The organism is Exiguobacterium sp. N4-1P (assembly GCF_002214325.1).
Window position 1 is genome coordinate 1,846,636 of record NZ_CP022236.1, and the last position, 15,190, is coordinate 1,861,825.

General features: G+C 46.0%; 13 protein-coding genes. All 13 read right to left on the bottom strand.

Going from position 1 to position 15,190, the window contains the following annotated elements; translation table 11 throughout:
- Window positions 1-9: 9 nt before the first annotated feature.
- On the bottom strand, window positions 10-681 hold the full coding sequence (locus A0126_RS09645) for a YggS family pyridoxal phosphate-dependent enzyme (RefSeq protein WP_088837427.1): 672 nt from the start codon (window positions 679-681) through the stop codon (window positions 10-12).
- Window positions 671-1,444 carry a peptidoglycan editing factor PgeF gene (gene pgeF, locus A0126_RS09650; protein WP_088837428.1) on the bottom strand — a complete coding sequence of 258 codons (774 nt, stop codon included), beginning with the start codon at window positions 1,442-1,444 and terminating at the stop codon, window positions 671-673. The genes A0126_RS09645 and pgeF overlap by 11 nt, the downstream gene beginning before the upstream one ends.
- Window positions 1,445-1,524: 80 nt before the next feature.
- Complete coding sequence (gene ftsZ / locus A0126_RS09655; RefSeq protein WP_029330907.1) at window positions 1,525-2,685, bottom strand: cell division protein FtsZ; 1,161 nt, start codon at window positions 2,683-2,685, stop codon at window positions 1,525-1,527.
- 43 nt (window positions 2,686-2,728) lie between these two features.
- The gene (ftsA, locus tag A0126_RS09660) at window positions 2,729-4,033 is read right to left on the bottom strand and encodes a cell division protein FtsA (RefSeq protein ID WP_088837429.1); all 1,305 of its coding nucleotides are present in this window, start codon (window positions 4,031-4,033) and stop codon (window positions 2,729-2,731) included.
- 228 nt (window positions 4,034-4,261) lie between these two features.
- Window positions 4,262-5,035: a cell division protein FtsQ/DivIB gene (locus A0126_RS09665; protein WP_088837430.1), complete on the bottom strand. Its 774-nt coding sequence runs from the start codon at window positions 5,033-5,035 to the stop codon at window positions 4,262-4,264.
- 59 nt (window positions 5,036-5,094) lie between these two features.
- On the bottom strand, window positions 5,095-6,189 hold the full coding sequence (gene murG, locus A0126_RS09670) for an undecaprenyldiphospho-muramoylpentapeptide beta-N-acetylglucosaminyltransferase (RefSeq protein WP_088837431.1): 1,095 nt from the start codon (window positions 6,187-6,189) through the stop codon (window positions 5,095-5,097).
- Window positions 6,186-7,532, bottom strand: a complete 1,347-nt coding sequence (gene murD, locus A0126_RS09675; protein ID WP_088837432.1) for a UDP-N-acetylmuramoyl-L-alanine--D-glutamate ligase — start codon at window positions 7,530-7,532, stop codon at window positions 6,186-6,188. The genes murG and murD overlap by 4 nt, the downstream gene beginning before the upstream one ends.
- Window positions 7,533-7,569: 37 nt before the next feature.
- Window positions 7,570-8,532, bottom strand: a complete 963-nt coding sequence (gene mraY, locus A0126_RS09680; protein WP_088837433.1) for a phospho-N-acetylmuramoyl-pentapeptide-transferase — start codon at window positions 8,530-8,532, stop codon at window positions 7,570-7,572.
- Window positions 8,533-8,554: 22 nt separating this feature from the next.
- Window positions 8,555-9,874 carry a UDP-N-acetylmuramoyl-tripeptide--D-alanyl-D-alanine ligase gene (gene murF / locus A0126_RS09685; RefSeq protein WP_088837434.1) on the bottom strand — a complete coding sequence of 440 codons (1,320 nt, stop codon included), beginning with the start codon at window positions 9,872-9,874 and terminating at the stop codon, window positions 8,555-8,557.
- 106 nt (window positions 9,875-9,980) lie between these two features.
- A complete protein-coding gene (locus A0126_RS09690; protein ID WP_088837435.1) occupies window positions 9,981-12,119 on the bottom strand; it encodes a penicillin-binding transpeptidase domain-containing protein in 2,139 nt (712 codons plus the stop codon).
- The gene (gene ftsL, locus A0126_RS09695) at window positions 12,116-12,502 is read right to left on the bottom strand and encodes a cell division protein FtsL (RefSeq protein WP_088837436.1); all 387 of its coding nucleotides are present in this window, start codon (window positions 12,500-12,502) and stop codon (window positions 12,116-12,118) included. Before ftsL ends, A0126_RS09690 begins: the two co-directional genes overlap by 4 nt.
- Window positions 12,503-12,515: 13 nt before the next feature.
- Window positions 12,516-13,454 (bottom strand): 16S rRNA (cytosine(1402)-N(4))-methyltransferase RsmH, encoded by a 939-nt coding sequence (gene rsmH / locus A0126_RS09700; protein WP_029330916.1) that lies wholly within the window; start codon window positions 13,452-13,454, stop codon window positions 12,516-12,518.
- A 161-nt stretch (window positions 13,455-13,615) separates the two neighbouring features.
- Complete coding sequence (bshC, locus tag A0126_RS09705) at window positions 13,616-15,175, bottom strand: bacillithiol biosynthesis cysteine-adding enzyme BshC (protein ID WP_088837437.1); 1,560 nt, start codon at window positions 15,173-15,175, stop codon at window positions 13,616-13,618.
- Window positions 15,176-15,190 lie beyond the last annotated feature (15 nt).

Sequence of the window (15,190 nt, forward strand, 5' to 3'; positions counted from 1 at the left end):
TTCTACGTTTTATGATTGGACGAGGACCGTTCCGATTCTGACGTGTGTCGCCCCTTCTTCAATCGCAATCTCATAATCAGACGACATCCCCATCGATAATTCCGTACAGGGAGCGTAAGACAGGTTTCGTGCTGCTACTTCGTCTCGTAAGACGCGTAAAGCGCGGAAAACGGACCGCACTTCCTCTTGATTTTCTGTCAATGGTGCCATCGTCATGAGTCCAATTACACGAACTTTTGGATATTGACCGATTTCATGTAGAAAGGAATGGATGTCTTCTGCGGAAATACCTTGTTTCGAAGCTTCACCCGAGACATTGACTTGAACAAAACAATCGATAGGACGTTTTGCACGTTTATTGATTTCTTCCGCTAAATGCAAACGATCGAGTGAGTGAAGCACATCGATTTGATCGATGATTTGACGTACTTTTCGCGACTGCAGTGTCCCGATGAAGTGCCACTCACAGGCTTCACGCCCAAGTGCTGCTTGTTTTTCTGACAAACCCTCCGGACGATTTTCACCTAGCGCCGTTATACCTGCTTCTAACAGCTCAGAGGCAACTTGACTTGAAACTGATTTCGTCACGCCAATCAGTTGTACCTGCTTTTTTTGAAAACTCTTTTCACTCGCTTGTTGCATCTTTTGTTGGACAAGTTGAACATTTTCATTAATCGACATGTAATGACTCCTTTACGATCAAGCTCGCGAAACGACCTTGGTGGTCCCCATGACGGTAAGAGAAATAGTCATCTGCTTGGCAGTGCGTACAAATTCCTGCATCAATGATGTCACCTAATCCACTTCGCTCTGCTAATGCAGCATTCGTCTGCTGAAGCGAAAGCATCGCTTTTCCGTTTTCTTTTATTGTGTAGGGCGTATCTTCAAGACCAAGCCCGTCAATCGCTTCAAGGACGGGTTGGTCGACCTCATAACAACATTCACGAATCGAGGGTCCGATGACCATTTGAATCGAGGAACGGTCTGCCCCCGCCGCTTCCATTCGGGCGACAGTCGCTTCAACGATATTCGCGACTGTTCCACGCCATCCGGCATGCGTATTCGCAATAATTCCTGTCGTCGGATCACAAAACACGAGCGGTACACAATCCGCGAATAACATGGCGAGTAATACATTTGCATCCGTCGTCACCAATCCATCTGTACCCTCGATCGTTGTTCCATAATCCAGTGCGCCTCGTCCAGAATCTAGCGTCGTCACTTGTTCGACATGGTTCCCGTGAACCTGTTCTGCCCAAACTGAATTTTCGAGCGATAAATCAAGTTGACGGGCGATGACTTGCCGGTTTTGAATGACACCATCGCGATCGTCATTGACATGCAATCCAAGATTGCCAATACCATGCGGCGCTGAAAATTTTGTAGTGAATGCCGCACGCACTGTACCGGTCGGTGTATCCCACTTTATCCATTGACCAAACATCATTTCACATCCCTTTCAAAAAAGAGGTGCCGCTTACGCGACACCTCTTTGTCTAGCAGTCGTGTCTTGGAAAAAATCGATTAACGATTGTTCCGACGAAGGAATGATGGAATGTCCATCGTTTCTTCAACATCTGACCCTTTTGCTGGTTCTGGATTCGAGCTGACAGGTGTCTCTTCGACTTGTGGTTTCGGCTCCTCAGTCGCAGCAGGAGTTGGAGTCGCCTGCTTTTTCTTGAGTAAGTTTTTCATCATTTCTTGAGCAGATGGAATCTCGAAATCGAGTGGCTCGTTTTCGAATTCTGTTGCGATGACGGTAACGATGATTTCATCTTCTAAGTTATCGTTGATAACAGAACCGAAAATCAAGTTTACTTCTTCATCTGCTGCACTTTGAACGATTTGAGCAGCTTCCGTTACTTCATATAGACTGAGGTTCGCACTACCTGTGATGTTCATTAAGACACCTTTTGCACCTTCAATCGATGTTTCAAGCAATGGACTTGAAATGGCTTTCTTCGCAGCTTCCGTTGCACGGTGTTCGCCTGTCGCAACACCAACGCCCATCAAGGCAGATCCTTTTTCAGTCATGATTGTCTTAACGTCTGCAAAGTCTAAGTTGATTAAACCAGGGACAGCGATTAAGTCTGTGATTCCTTGAACCCCTTGACGAAGCACATTATCCGCTTCTTTGAATGCTTCGAGCATCGGCGTGTTACGATCAACGATTTCAAGTAATTTATCATTCGGAATGACGATTAACGTATCGACTTTTTCTTTAAAGTTTTGCACACCCGATACAGCGTGTTGCATCCGTTTGCGTCCTTCAAACATGAACGGTTTCGTTACGACACCGACAGTCAATGCGCCGATTTCTTTTGAAATTTCAGCGATGACTGGCGCAGCACCAGTTCCTGTCCCGCCACCCATACCTGCAGTGACGAAGACCATATCAGCACCTGACAAAATCTCTGTCAATTGTTCACGGCTTTCTTCTGCCGCTTTTTTACCGATTTCTGGATTCGCACCTGCACCTAAACCGCGTGTCAGCTTTGCACCGAGTTGGAGCTTCACATCTGCCTGCGACATGTTGAGTGCTTGTGCATCTGTATTGACGGCGATGAATTCTACGCCTTGTACACCATGTTCAATCATTCGGTTGACGGCGTTTGAACCACCGCCACCTACGCCGATGACCTTAATTTTAGCTACTTGGTCCATCATTTCATCAAAATGCAACATAAAAGGGGCCCCCTAATTTTTTATACTCATTGTATTTTAGTCATTAACCAAAAAACTTTTCAAAGAAACTACTGAATGATTTACGCTCTTTTGGAGGTTGTTCCTGTTGCGTTCGTTCTTCACGTACTGGAGACGGTGTCGGGTTCGTAAGCAATTGTTCTTGTTCACGATTTTGCGCCACGACTTCCTTCTCGTCCGCACGATCAAATCCTGATTTCGAAACCGTACTTCTTGAGAGTACATAGCGTAACATGCCGGCTGCCACAGCGTACTTCGGATTACGAATGCCTAAGCTGGCCGGTTGGTAGACGTTGACGTTCTGATTGAAAATCCGTTTCCCTAGCTGATCGATTCCAGGAAGCGAAGAACTTCCACCGCAGAGAATGATGCCACTATTCATTTGTGGATGGCCAGCCTGCGTCATCCGTTTTTGAATCATCTCGAAGATTTCTTCGAGGCGTGCCTCTAAAACGAAACCGATCTCAGGTTGCGGCTCAAAACGATGCTCCCCATTAATCGTTACATAGGATACCTTTTCTTCAGGATCCCCTAACGATTCAAGCGCCACTCCGTATTCTTCCTTCGCAAGTTTTGCATCTTGGTACTTACAATTCATCTTATACGTTAAGTCACGTGTCAGATGATCGCCACCATAAGGTAACGTCGTCGAGTAAACGAGATCGTTTTTTTCATAAATCGACAATGTTGTCGTCTCATGTCCAATATCGATGATGCCGACGCCAAGCTCCAGTTCATCGATTGATGCCGCGATTCTTGAAACAGCTAAGCTTTCAAGTACGTATCCTGCAAGCTCTAGACCAGCCCGTTCGATTGAACGTTTAATGCTATGTAGGATCGTCTTCGCTCCAATGATCAACTTCCCTGTCACTTCTAGACGATAACCGATCATACCACGTGGATCCGTGATTTCTGTTTGTTGGTCGACCGTAAACGTTTTCGGTAGTACATCGACAACACTTAATTCGTTCGGAATGCGCATGACCATTGCGGAGTGTAAGACGTCTTTGACGTCTTCATCCGTAATTTCATTGTCTTCGCCTTTAATTGAAGTCATCCCTTGACAATCCTTGACTTGAATGTGTTCTCCAGAAATTGCTACATATACTTCACCAATCGGTTCACCGAGTGTCCGTTCCACTTCAGCGACCGCTTGTTTAATGGCATTGACTGTTTGGTCGATATCGACGATGACGCCACGTTTGACACCGGCAGATGGTGCAGAACCCTCCGCTAACACGTTCAGTGTCCCACCGAGTAGTTCACCGACGATGAGTTTCACTTCCGATGTTCCAATGTCTAGTGCGGCAATCGTACCTTTCGTTTCCATGGGAGTGACACCTCCACTTTCATAATACTCATACTGATTGTCCCTATATATATTCAGGAAACAAGATAAACTTCTTCTCGTTTAAGTCTACACTATATAAAACCCTACGAAAAGAAGTTATTGTCTAACTTACCCATCTAATAGATTACGATTTGATGACGATACGCCTACTTATTTACTAATGAAAACAAACGTTTGTCAATCTGCTGACTCATGACTAGGAATTTTCTATTTTTTTACTTTATATGGTTTGAAATAGATTCCCCCGTCAATCGTGATCGTCCCTGTTTTTCCTTTTGGTAAGGCTGAAATCACTTTGACATATTCATTCAACGAGTTAGAAAAAGCTGAAGTACTCAATAAGACGGTATTGCCATCCGTCATGAATAACTTCAATCCCCCTTTATCGGTTTTATCGTTTGCAACGATTTCCGAAATCCGACTCCGAACTTTTGGTTCGATTTTGACGAGTTCCTTCGTCAACCGTTCAAGGGACTGATCTGTAAAGCCTGTTAAAATCGGTGCATCGAACAATTCTTCCTTCGACTTTCCAGGGATGATTGTTCCATCTGCTAAGACGATTCGGTCTCCGGGTTGATCTTTCGCGTAAGCAATTTCTTTTTCCTCCACGACATTAACTTGATAGTTATGGAGAAAACTCTGTGTCATCGTTGCTTCCCGTATACCTGGTACATCTTCGATTCGCTCTAGCACAGCTTCTTCTGACACATTGAAAGCATGTGTCTCCTTCACCTTCATCCGTGACGCCTGAATGATGTCTTCTTCTTTGACATTGACGACACCGTCAATCTCAAGTGTCGCTACCCGCGAATAACTGGACTGAAGATAAAATACGACAGCAATCAATAGACCGATCAGGATGAGGACATAGATTAAACGTCGGTTTGCTTTCTTCCGGCGTTGTTCACGGATATAAGGAATCTTATCTTCTAGACTACTGACAGTGGCATCCGTATCTTTTACCGGTTGTCGCTCCTTCACGTTCATTCCTCCTCTACTTGATTAATTTCAGTTCCTTATCGGTCTATTCCTGCAACTGTTTAGTTTTTTTGTTGAATCAAGCGATTCAACTCGTCTACTAAATCACTCGATGCATTCGGCATCCCTAAAGCGAATGCGGCCTGCGACATCGCTTCTTGATTCGCAATCGCCGTTTTACAAGCATCGAATAACGTTTCTCCTGTCAGTTCAGCTTCTCGGACGAGCAAGCTTGCTCCTGTTTCGACGAGGGACGAGGCATTTACTTCTTGATGGTTTTCTGTGACGTATGGACTCGGAATGAGAATGCTCGGTAATCCGAGCGTCGTCAATTCTGCTAACGTGCTCGCACCCGAACGTGAAATGACGAGTTGACTCGCCTTTAAGATATTCGGTAAATCATAGACAAACGGACGTAACTGAATACGCTCCGGGACCGTTCCGATTTGGCGAGTAATCTCTTCAAAATGAACTTGACCTGTCACGAACAACATCGACCAATCCATCTGAATGAACTTCGGCATCATCTCGATGATTGCTTGGTTGATTGCTGGCGCTCCACGACTTCCACCGTAAACGACGACTAACGGGCGCCCTTCTTCAAAACCATAACGTTGCCGTTCAATGACCGGGTCGACTTGCAAATCAGCTACTTCGGAAGCCCGGGGATTACCGATTAAAACGGTTTTCGCTTCGTTTTTACCGAAATGGTGACCTGATCCTTTAAACGATAACGCGACACGATCGACGTACCGAGCAAGGAACTTATTCGTAATACCAGGTAAACTGTTTTGCTCATGGACGAGTGTTTTATACCCCATCTTCGCTGCTGTATAAAGGACCGGTCCACAAACGAAACCACCTGTCCCGACCACGATGTCGGGGTTGAACTTTCGCAACATTTTCCGGACACGGGTCACGCTCTTTAAGAAACGGATTCCCGTCTTAACGTTTTCAAATGATAACGAACGGCGAATACCTGAAATCTCAATCGATTCAAAGGGAATTCCTGCGCGTCGGACGATATCTGCTTCTAGCCCATTTTCCGTTCCGATGTATAGCACTTCACACGGCATCCGTCGCTCGATTTCGCGGATCATCGCGAGCGCCGGATAAATATGCCCTCCGGTTCCACCACCTGATACGACGATTCTCATTTAGCATCTCCTCCAATCGATTCGACGGCGCGAACAAAATGTTCGCCACGTTCTTCATACGTCTTATATTGATCCCAGCTCGCTGACGCAGGCGATAATAAGATGATATCCCCGGCTTGTGAGACATCAAATGCTGCCTGTACTGCTTGCGCCATATCGCTGACGACCGTTGCATCAATCTTTTCTTGACGTGCCAGTTCCGCAAAACGTGGTCCCGTCTCGCCCAAACCGACGACATGCTTGACTTGTGTCATCGACTCTACGAGTGGTGTTAAATCAGCACCGCGTTCTAGTCCGCCACATAACCAAATGATTGGAGCTTTAAAACCGGATAGTGCTGCTTCCGTCGCTACGTTGTTCGTCGCTTTCGAATCATTGTAGACTTTACGTCCCTTGAATTCGCCAATGTACTCTGTACGATGCGCGACGCCACCGAATGTCCGTAAGACGTCCTGCACCGCTTGTAACGGAATATTGAATGGTTCTACTAACGTCAATCCTGCTAAGACGTTCTCTAGATTGTGTCCCCCACCTAAAGCCAGTTCAGCGGCCGGTAAGATCGGCGTTTCACCAACCATAATCATGTCCTGCTCGACACGAGCATAAGCTGGACTCTTACGTGAAAAACGCAACCGCTCTGCTTTTGCCTGATCACTTAAGCGCATGACGACATCATCGTCTGCATTGACGACAAGGCGGTCATTCGCATCCATGTTACGGAAAATTCGTGCTTTCGCTTCCGCGTAGGATTCAAGATCACCATGATAGTCAAGATGAGCCGCTGATAAGTTTAAGAAAGCCGCACTCATTGGTTTAAAGGCGTGCATTCCCATCAGTTGGAAACTCGAAAGTTCAATCACGATGATTGCATCATCTTCCGCTTCTTTCGCAATCTCAATCGCCGGGAAGCCGATGTTTCCCGCCAAGTGTACCGGACGCGTCTGCTGTTTCAATAATTCGTGGACAAGCGTCGTCGTCGTCGTCTTCCCGTTTGACCCTGTAATCGCTACCCATTGCGCATTCGTCGCATGATAGCCGAGCTCGACTTCCGTCCAGATTGGAATCTGTCGCACCAGTGCTTCTTGCAAGAGCGGAATCTGATACGGAATCCCTGGATTTTTGACGATGAGCTCTACTCCTTCAAGTAACGTGAGCGGATGCTCGCCGAAAGTCGTTTTGACACCGAGTTTCAGCAAAGTATCTTGATCTGTTCCCGAGGGTGTTCCACCGTCGTTCACCGTCACATCTGCCCCTGCTTCGACCAAATACTTAGCCGCTGCGATACCACTTTTAGCCGTTCCGAGCACTAAGACCTTTTTGTTGACCCAATCAGACTTCTTCATCTTAAAATCGCTCACTTTCTTCATCCGGAAATTTCAATTAAACAAGCAAGTAGGCAATGAACGCTACGATACAACTAATCGAAGCAAACGTACCGACAATCCGCCATTCACTCCAACCGACCATCTCGAAATGATGATGAATTGGGCTCATCTTAAAGATACGTTTTCCCGTCGTTTTAAATGAAATCACCTGTAAAATCACAGATAATGTCTCAACAACGAACACGATTCCAATTAAGACAAGTAGCAATTCAAGTTTTAAGAGGATGGATAACCCGGCGAGTGCTGCTCCGAGTGCGAGCGAACCTGTATCCCCCATGAAGATTTTCGCAGGGTGGGCATTGAACAATAAGAATCCAATCAATGCACCGACTGCTGACATCGCGAATAACGCGACCCCTACTTCATCTGCAACGAACCACGCATACAAACTAAAGAACAGGAATGTCGGGATTGCTGTAAAGGATACGAGACCATCTAATCCGTCCGTCAAATTGACGGCATTCGAGAATCCGACTAACCAGAACAACGCGACAAGTGGATAAAGCAAGCCGAAATCAAACGTCATTGACGTAAACGGGATCGCTAAGTAAGTCGCTTCGCTCGTAAACCCACCACTCAACCATACAAATAATAATCCAACAACGATTTGTCCAATTAATTTTTGTTTCGAGTTCAATCCAAGGTTACGTTTTTTGACGACTTTGATGTAATCATCGATGAATCCGATCGCACCATAAGCAAGCGTCAAGAACAAGAGTGACAAGTGATTCGCTTCTAAGTCTCCCGTAATCATCGCCGCAATCAAACTTCCAATCATTGCGAGTAAAATGACGATTCCACCCATCGTTGGCGTTCCGGACTTGACCTGGTGCCACTGCGGTCCTTCTTCTCGAATTTCTTGTCCAAATTTCAACTGGTGTAAAAAAGGAATCGCTCTTGGCATGACAAGAAGAACCACGAGTAAAGCGACAATTAAACTGATGAATAATGTAATCATTGCAAACACCTACTTTTAAGAATTAAATTTTGTTTAAATCCGTTAAAATCTGCTCAAGCGCTACTCCACGAGAAGCTTTAAGCAACACAATCGTTTGTTCACCCAACAACGGACGAAGCAACGTAGCCGCCTGATCGACCGTCTCTGCGAATTCGACCACTACCGACGGATCAGTAATGCCTTCCGCGATATACCGTCCCTTCTCTCCTACAAGAATAGCATGTGAGACTGGAAGTGTAATCCGCTTACCGACCGATGCGTGCAATTCACGCTCTTGGTCCCCAAGCTCGTACATGTCTCCTAAGACAACAACGCGGGTCGGATAACCGTCAAGCTCTGCAACCGTCTCGATTGCCGCATTCATCGATGTCGGGCTTGCATTATAAGCATCATTGATAATGGCTGTCTTGTGATAGACGAGACGTTCCATCCGCATCGGTGTCAATTTCACTTCATCCAGCCCTGCCTGAATCACCTCGTCCGCAACCCCGAGTGCACGTGCTGTCGCAATCGCATAAGCCGCGTTGCGCACTTGATGTTTTCCAAGAACCGGAATACGGAATGTTGCTCCGGCAAATTGAAACGTCGTTCCGAGGAAGGTCGCCTCTGCTTGCTCGATGACAAATGTGTTTGCGTGGTGGTAACCAATCCGCTCACCTGTAACACCAGCAAGTAACGCTTCGTCTCCGTCAAGGAATAGATGACCATCCGGCTTTAGACCTGCTGTGATTTCTAATTTGGCTTTTGCAATTCCTGCACGCCCCCCGACATGTTCCGCATGAGACTCACCGATATTCGTTACAAGTGCGATATCCGGTTCTGCTAATTGTGATAAGAACTCGATGTCACCGAAGCCGCTCATTCCCATCTCGAGCACCGCTACCTCCGTGTCACGAGGCATCATCAAAATCGTCAACGGCATGCCGATGTCTGAATTAAAATTACCTGATGTTTTATGCGTCCGATACGTCGTTTTCAATACACTTTCGACCATATCTTTTGTCGATGTCTTACCATTGGACCCCGTAATCGCCACTACCTTTGGTGAGACGAGTTTCAAGTAACGTGTTGCAATATGTTGCAACGCGGCTAACGGGTCTTCGACTTCGAGTACGACGATGTCTGCGTCCGGAAGCGGGATTCCTTTTTTCCATAACGTCGCGATGGCTCCTTGGTCGATTGCTCCATCGATGAACGAATGTCCGTCGACGCGCGCGCCTTGTATCGGAACGTACAATCCTTCTGTCAGTTCACTTCTCGAATCCGTCGCAAAGTGGCGAAGCGATCTTTTGTCTGTCACATCTAATCCGAGCCAACTTGCGATTTCTGTTATCGTCACCATTTCATTTCCTCCACTCATTTACAGAAAAAGAGGACGAATTCAAAAGTCAACGAATGACTCCTGTTCGTCCTCGTTCTCCTGCAGAAAATTAGGGACCGCTTTTACCTTAATCGTTTGGTTCAGCGAGTTCAACCGTCAACTTTCCATTTTCTTTCACTAGTGTACCAGTTCGGGCTGATTGTTTGGTTACAAAACCTTTACCAATCACATCTAACTTTAAATCATACAAACTGACGAGCTTTTTGACATCTCGTTGCGACCAGCCGGTCAAATCAGGCATCTTGAACGTATCATCCGTTTTAAGAAGGACACGTTCACCACTGACGAATTCCTGACCACGCGACGGGATTTGCGAGACGACTTGTGCCCCGTCACCTAAAATAATCGGAACGGCACCTTGTTCCTTCGCTAAAGCCTTCGCTTCGGCAGCGGTTTTTGTAATATAGCTCGGTGTTATTTTTGCTTTGACATCGACTGACTCTTTTTGTGTTTCGGGTTGGATGCTCCGATACTGGAGTGCTGTATTCATGACGCTTTTGAAAACTGGACTCATGATACTTGGACCCGAGACCGATGATTCATTTTTCGATGGACGATCGACTGCAATGTACATGATGAGTTCAGGATCATCCTTCGGGGCCATTCCGATGAAGGAATGGATGAACTTTCCTTGGATATACTTCCCGTTCTCTGAAATTTGCGCTGTCCCTGTTTTACCGATGACGCGGTAATCATCCAACTTATACATTTGTCCCGTTCCAAGCTTACTGTTGACGACGCCATCGAGTGCTTCCCGCGTCGCCTTCGCCGCTTCAGCCGAAATCGGTTTGCCGACCACTTCCGTTTTTGCTTTGTAAGGAGCCTGATCGACGTGATCTGCCTTTTGGATGATGTGTGGTTTGACCATTTCACCATTTCCAGCGATTGCCGTCGCTCCCTGCAACAATTGCATTGGGGTCACGGCGGTCGATTGTCCCCACGACGTGATGACCGTATTTAACGGTTTTGATAAATCGGACTGACTGTTTACTTCTCCCGAGATGTCTATACCCGTCTTTTGATCAAAATGAAACTTCTTAAAGTATTCTTTATACCGCTCGATGCCTAGCTTTTCAGCTGTCAAAATCGAGAACATGACATTCGACGAGTGATAGACTCCTTCAATCATTGGAATCGTCCCCCAACCAACATCATTGTAATCCTTGATGACTGTGCCTTTATAGTTGTAGTTACCTGACTTATACGGTTCATTCGGCCGAAAGACACCGGCATCAATCGCAGCCGCCAGCGTAAAGATCTTCATCGTCGAACCCGGTTCGAACCGTGAGGAAACGGCAAAGTTCGTGAAATCTGTCATATCCCGCAAGTTCGGATTGAATGATGGTCGATCCGTCATCGCGAGTATTTCACCCGTTTTTGCATCCATGACGACACCTGTCGCATTTTTAGGTTTGTATTCGTCATACATTTTCTGCATTTGTTTTTCGAGCGCTTGTTGAATTCGGTGATCAATCGTCAAGTATAAGTTCGAGCCATCTTTCGGCTCATTTGAAATACGCGATCCACCTTGAATCAATTCACCGCCACTTCGATCTTTTTCAAAGACACGGGACCCAATTGACTCCCGTAACGCATCATCATATTGTTTTTCGATCCCCATCTGTCCTTTTAAGACGACGCGTCCGTTATCCTCCGTCATCTTTTGAACGAATCCGAGCGTATCGGATAGAAAAACACCGTTTGGATAATATCGTTTTGGCTCTTCAATCAGTCGGATTCCGGGAAGGTCGAGCTTATCAATTTTTTCTTTTTGATCAAGCGTCAAATCACTCCCTTTTTTTCCGAACTCGATTTGCGAGCGGTCTTTATTTTCAATCAAATACGTCTCAAGCTCTTTGACCGTCATACCAAGAATCGGCGCGAGCCCTGTCGCCGTCTTCTTATAGTCAACGACTGTCGCATCCGGATCTTGAACGCCGCCTAACCGGTAGACTGCGACAAGGTGGTAAGAGGGTACATTGATCGCAATCGGTGAACCAAGACGGTCAAAAATTTCCCCTCGCTCTGCCGAGAGCGTCGACTCGGCTTCCCAGCGTTTCTTTTCCGCGTAGGCAATCATATCTTCTCCGTGAAACTTTTTAGTTGTCGACAAATAAAGAAACCGGCCAATAAACACAAAAAAGAGAGCAGCAAATATCATCATGATGATGGCTACTCTCACACGGGACTTTTTAAGTGGATTCATTTAGGAATCACCTTGATGTTCCCTTTTCGCATATCAAGACCTTGTTCTTTCGCAATCTTGTAGATCCGTTCTGGAGAGCTTAAATTCGTAACTTCAAGTTGAAGACGTTCATTTTCCTTCTTCATCTCTTGCGTCACTTGATTTTCCTTCGCAAGATCTCGACTGACGTTATAAGCATCATTGTGTGCCCCAATCGTCGCGCTACCGAATAAGACGAGACCACCAATCATTGCACTGTATAAGAATTTTTCAAAGGGATACAGGCGATACTTCGGACGGACGGCGACGCGACGATTAATGTCTTCCGTTTTCGTCGGTTCTTGAACTGGGCGCTGACGAACAGGTTCTAGCGATTGGACTGGTTTACGAAGTGGTTCTGCCATCTGAATGCTCCTCTCAACTTTCCTTCATTTTTTCAACAATCCGTAACTTAGCAGAACGTGAACGACGGTTATCATCAAGCTCATCATTTCCTGCTGTAATCGGCTTACGTGTGACGAGGCGAAGTTCTGGTTCAAACTCTTTTGGAATCATCGGCAATCCTTGTGGAAGCTCAGGTAACGATGATTTTTCTTTAAATGCTAGTTTACACATGCGGTCTTCAAGTGAATGGAACGTGATGACACAAAGACGACCACCAACAGCCAGCAAATCAATCGCCTGATACACCGCTCGATCGAAGACATTCAATTCATCATTGACAGCAATCCGAATCGCTTGGAACGTCCGCTTTGCCGGATGCCCACCCTTTCGACGGGCAGGCGCTGGAATCGCGTCCTTGATGAGTTCGACCAGTTCGAACGTCGTCGTGATTGGACCTTCTTCACGTGCCTTTTCAATTTTCCGTGCAATCTGCTTCGAAAATTTTTCTTCTCCGTATGTAAAGAAAATCCGAACGAGATCATTATATGGCCAGTCGTTGACGACTTCATATGCCGATAACGATGACGTTTGATCCATTCGCATATCGAGACGCGCATCAAAGTTATAACTAAAACCACGTTCCCCTTCATCCAGCTGGGGCGAGGATACACCGAGATCAAACAAAATACCATCTACTTTAGTTACACCTAACTCATTTAGCTTTTCTTGCAAGTGAACGAAGTTACTCTTAATCAGCGTAAAGCGACCGGCATACGCTGCGAGACGTTCTTCCGCATGGGCAAGCGCGACGTCATCTTGATCAAATGCATAGAGATGACCTGTCGTCAATTGCTTCACGATTTCTTCACTGTGTCCTGCTCCACCTAATGTACAATCTACATATACTCCATCAGGTTTAATATCTAGCCCTTTAATGGACTCCCATTTTAATACCGTTTCATGTTCAAACATGCCCTGCCTCACCTTTCAGTGTCCAAGATGGACGTTACTCTTTTTCAATGTATCACATTCCTTATTTAAAACGTTACGAAAATGAGACAGTTTTCTTGATTTATTTCACTTTTAGGTATCTTTCGCTAAAAAAACAAAAAAACCTGCTCATTTCAGCAGGTTTAAAGCAAAATTTCCAATTGTTCAGCATCTGTCTGCTCATATTGTACACGCAGGTTTTGAATTAAATCTAAACCGTAGCGATTGAGCCATGGCAAGATGGAGTGCATGCGCTCTTGAGGCGCTCCATTCGGAAGAAGTTGATACTGGAGTGAGCGTTTTGTTCGCATGAGGCGATCGTAATTCCGCCGCTCTTGCGTAACGAGCGTATCGATTGCGAGTTGAATTTGTTTATTCAGCTTTTTCGTCGCTGATAAATTTTTAGAAGTTGCCCGCTCGACCTGTTCAATTTCTTGAATGAGTGCAGTACCTAAAATATGCGACGAATGCAGCTGACTATTTATCTTCGTCGCATCGAACGGTTCAATCGCTACACCATGCGATAATACTTGTTCTAGCGACAAGTCATACCGGCGAAGCAGCTTTTCGTCCCGCGCCCGTAACATGACGGCGCCCATTCGTGGAATGAGCAGCGGCATCGTCCAATCAAAGTGATGGAACAATGGTCGAAGACGTGTCCAGTAGGCAATCTCACCAGGTCCTCCGATATAGGCGAGGGTCGGGAACAGATAATCCTGCATCAACGGTCGTGTGACGACACTATTCGAAAAACGCTCAGGACTTGCATACAGCAACGCCAGTAACTCAAGTTCCGTGTAAGTCTTCCCCTGCTTCGTTACAAAGTCTTCTCCCGGGTACAATAAATCCCGTCCGATGTCCTCGACGAACAGATGCGCTGCTTCTTCATTCAAGAAGGTATCCGGTAAGTCCGTCGTTTGCTGAATCCCGATCGACAACGCTTGACGAATTTCTTTGTTGTCTTGAATCAACTGCTCAAAGAATGGAATTTCGAGTTCGCGTACTGCTTTTGCATCGGCATCAAAAAAGATGACATCATGATTCACTAATTCTCCGAGTAGCGCTGAGAAAAAACCGCCATATGTCGTTTCTTGATCAATCAACCGCTCCACCAGCAAAACAAGTTCCTTTGTATTTTGTGTTTCTTGGTCGACGCTCAAGGCTTGGCGTAAGACTTGTTTGACCGCTTTTTGATCGAGCGTCATCCGACTAACGGAACGCTGAATCGTATCTTGCGGTGAAACCGTCAATTTTCGCGGTTGATATTCTGCCGTCGGTGCATAGATATGATTGATTTCATCAAAATCATGATCTTCGGTCGCGAGCCAAAAAATCGGAACAACCGGTAACCCCAATTGATTTTCCGCTTGCTTCGCGACCTTTAGACAGGTTAACAGTTTGTAAATTGCATATAAAGGCCCCCCGAAGATACCGGTTTGCTGCCCAGTAATGACGACTTGTGCCTCACCCGTCCGTAAACGTTCGAGACGCTGTCGAATCGTTCCAGTCATCTGCGGATTTTGACGAATCAACTCATCGACGAGTGGACTGAGATGAGGATACTGACGTTCTCGAAGATGTTGGCTCCGCTCGCGCATCCCATCTTCTCCGATGTGGTCTACATATTTAGAAAAGTCTTCACCCGTCGCTCTATGCATCAACGAGTTGTCTTCATATAAGGCGTGAAATGATTGTACCTTCAAACAAAATCCCTTCTT

Excerpts from the sequence above, each read along its gene's own strand:
- A0126_RS09645 (WP_088837427.1), bottom strand. The coding sequence starts at position 681 with ATGTCGATTAATGAAAATGTTCAACTTGTCCAACAAAAGATGCAACAA.
- pgeF (WP_088837428.1), bottom strand. The coding sequence starts at position 1,444 with ATGTTTGGTCAATGGATAAAGTGGGATACACCGACCGGTACAGTGCGT.
- ftsZ (WP_029330907.1), bottom strand. The coding sequence starts at position 2,685 with ATGTTGCATTTTGATGAAATGATGGACCAAGTAGCTAAAATTAAGGTC.
- ftsA (WP_088837429.1), bottom strand. The coding sequence starts at position 4,033 with ATGGAAACGAAAGGTACGATTGCCGCACTAGACATTGGAACATCGGAA.
- murG (WP_088837431.1), bottom strand. The coding sequence starts at position 6,189 with ATGAGAATCGTCGTATCAGGTGGTGGAACCGGAGGGCATATTTATCCG.
- murD (WP_088837432.1), bottom strand. The coding sequence starts at position 7,532 with ATGAAGAAGTCTGATTGGGTCAACAAAAAGGTCTTAGTGCTCGGAACG.
- mraY (WP_088837433.1), bottom strand. The coding sequence starts at position 8,532 with ATGATTACATTATTCATCAGTTTAATTGTCGCTTTACTCGTGGTTCTT.
- murF (WP_088837434.1), bottom strand. The coding sequence starts at position 9,874 with ATGGTGACGATAACAGAAATCGCAAGTTGGCTCGGATTAGATGTGACA.
- A0126_RS09690 (WP_088837435.1), bottom strand. The coding sequence starts at position 12,119 with ATGAATCCACTTAAAAAGTCCCGTGTGAGAGTAGCCATCATCATGATG.
- ftsL (WP_088837436.1), bottom strand. The coding sequence starts at position 12,502 with ATGGCAGAACCACTTCGTAAACCAGTCCAATCGCTAGAACCTGTTCGT.
- rsmH (WP_029330916.1), bottom strand. The coding sequence starts at position 13,454 with ATGTTTGAACATGAAACGGTATTAAAATGGGAGTCCATTAAAGGGCTA.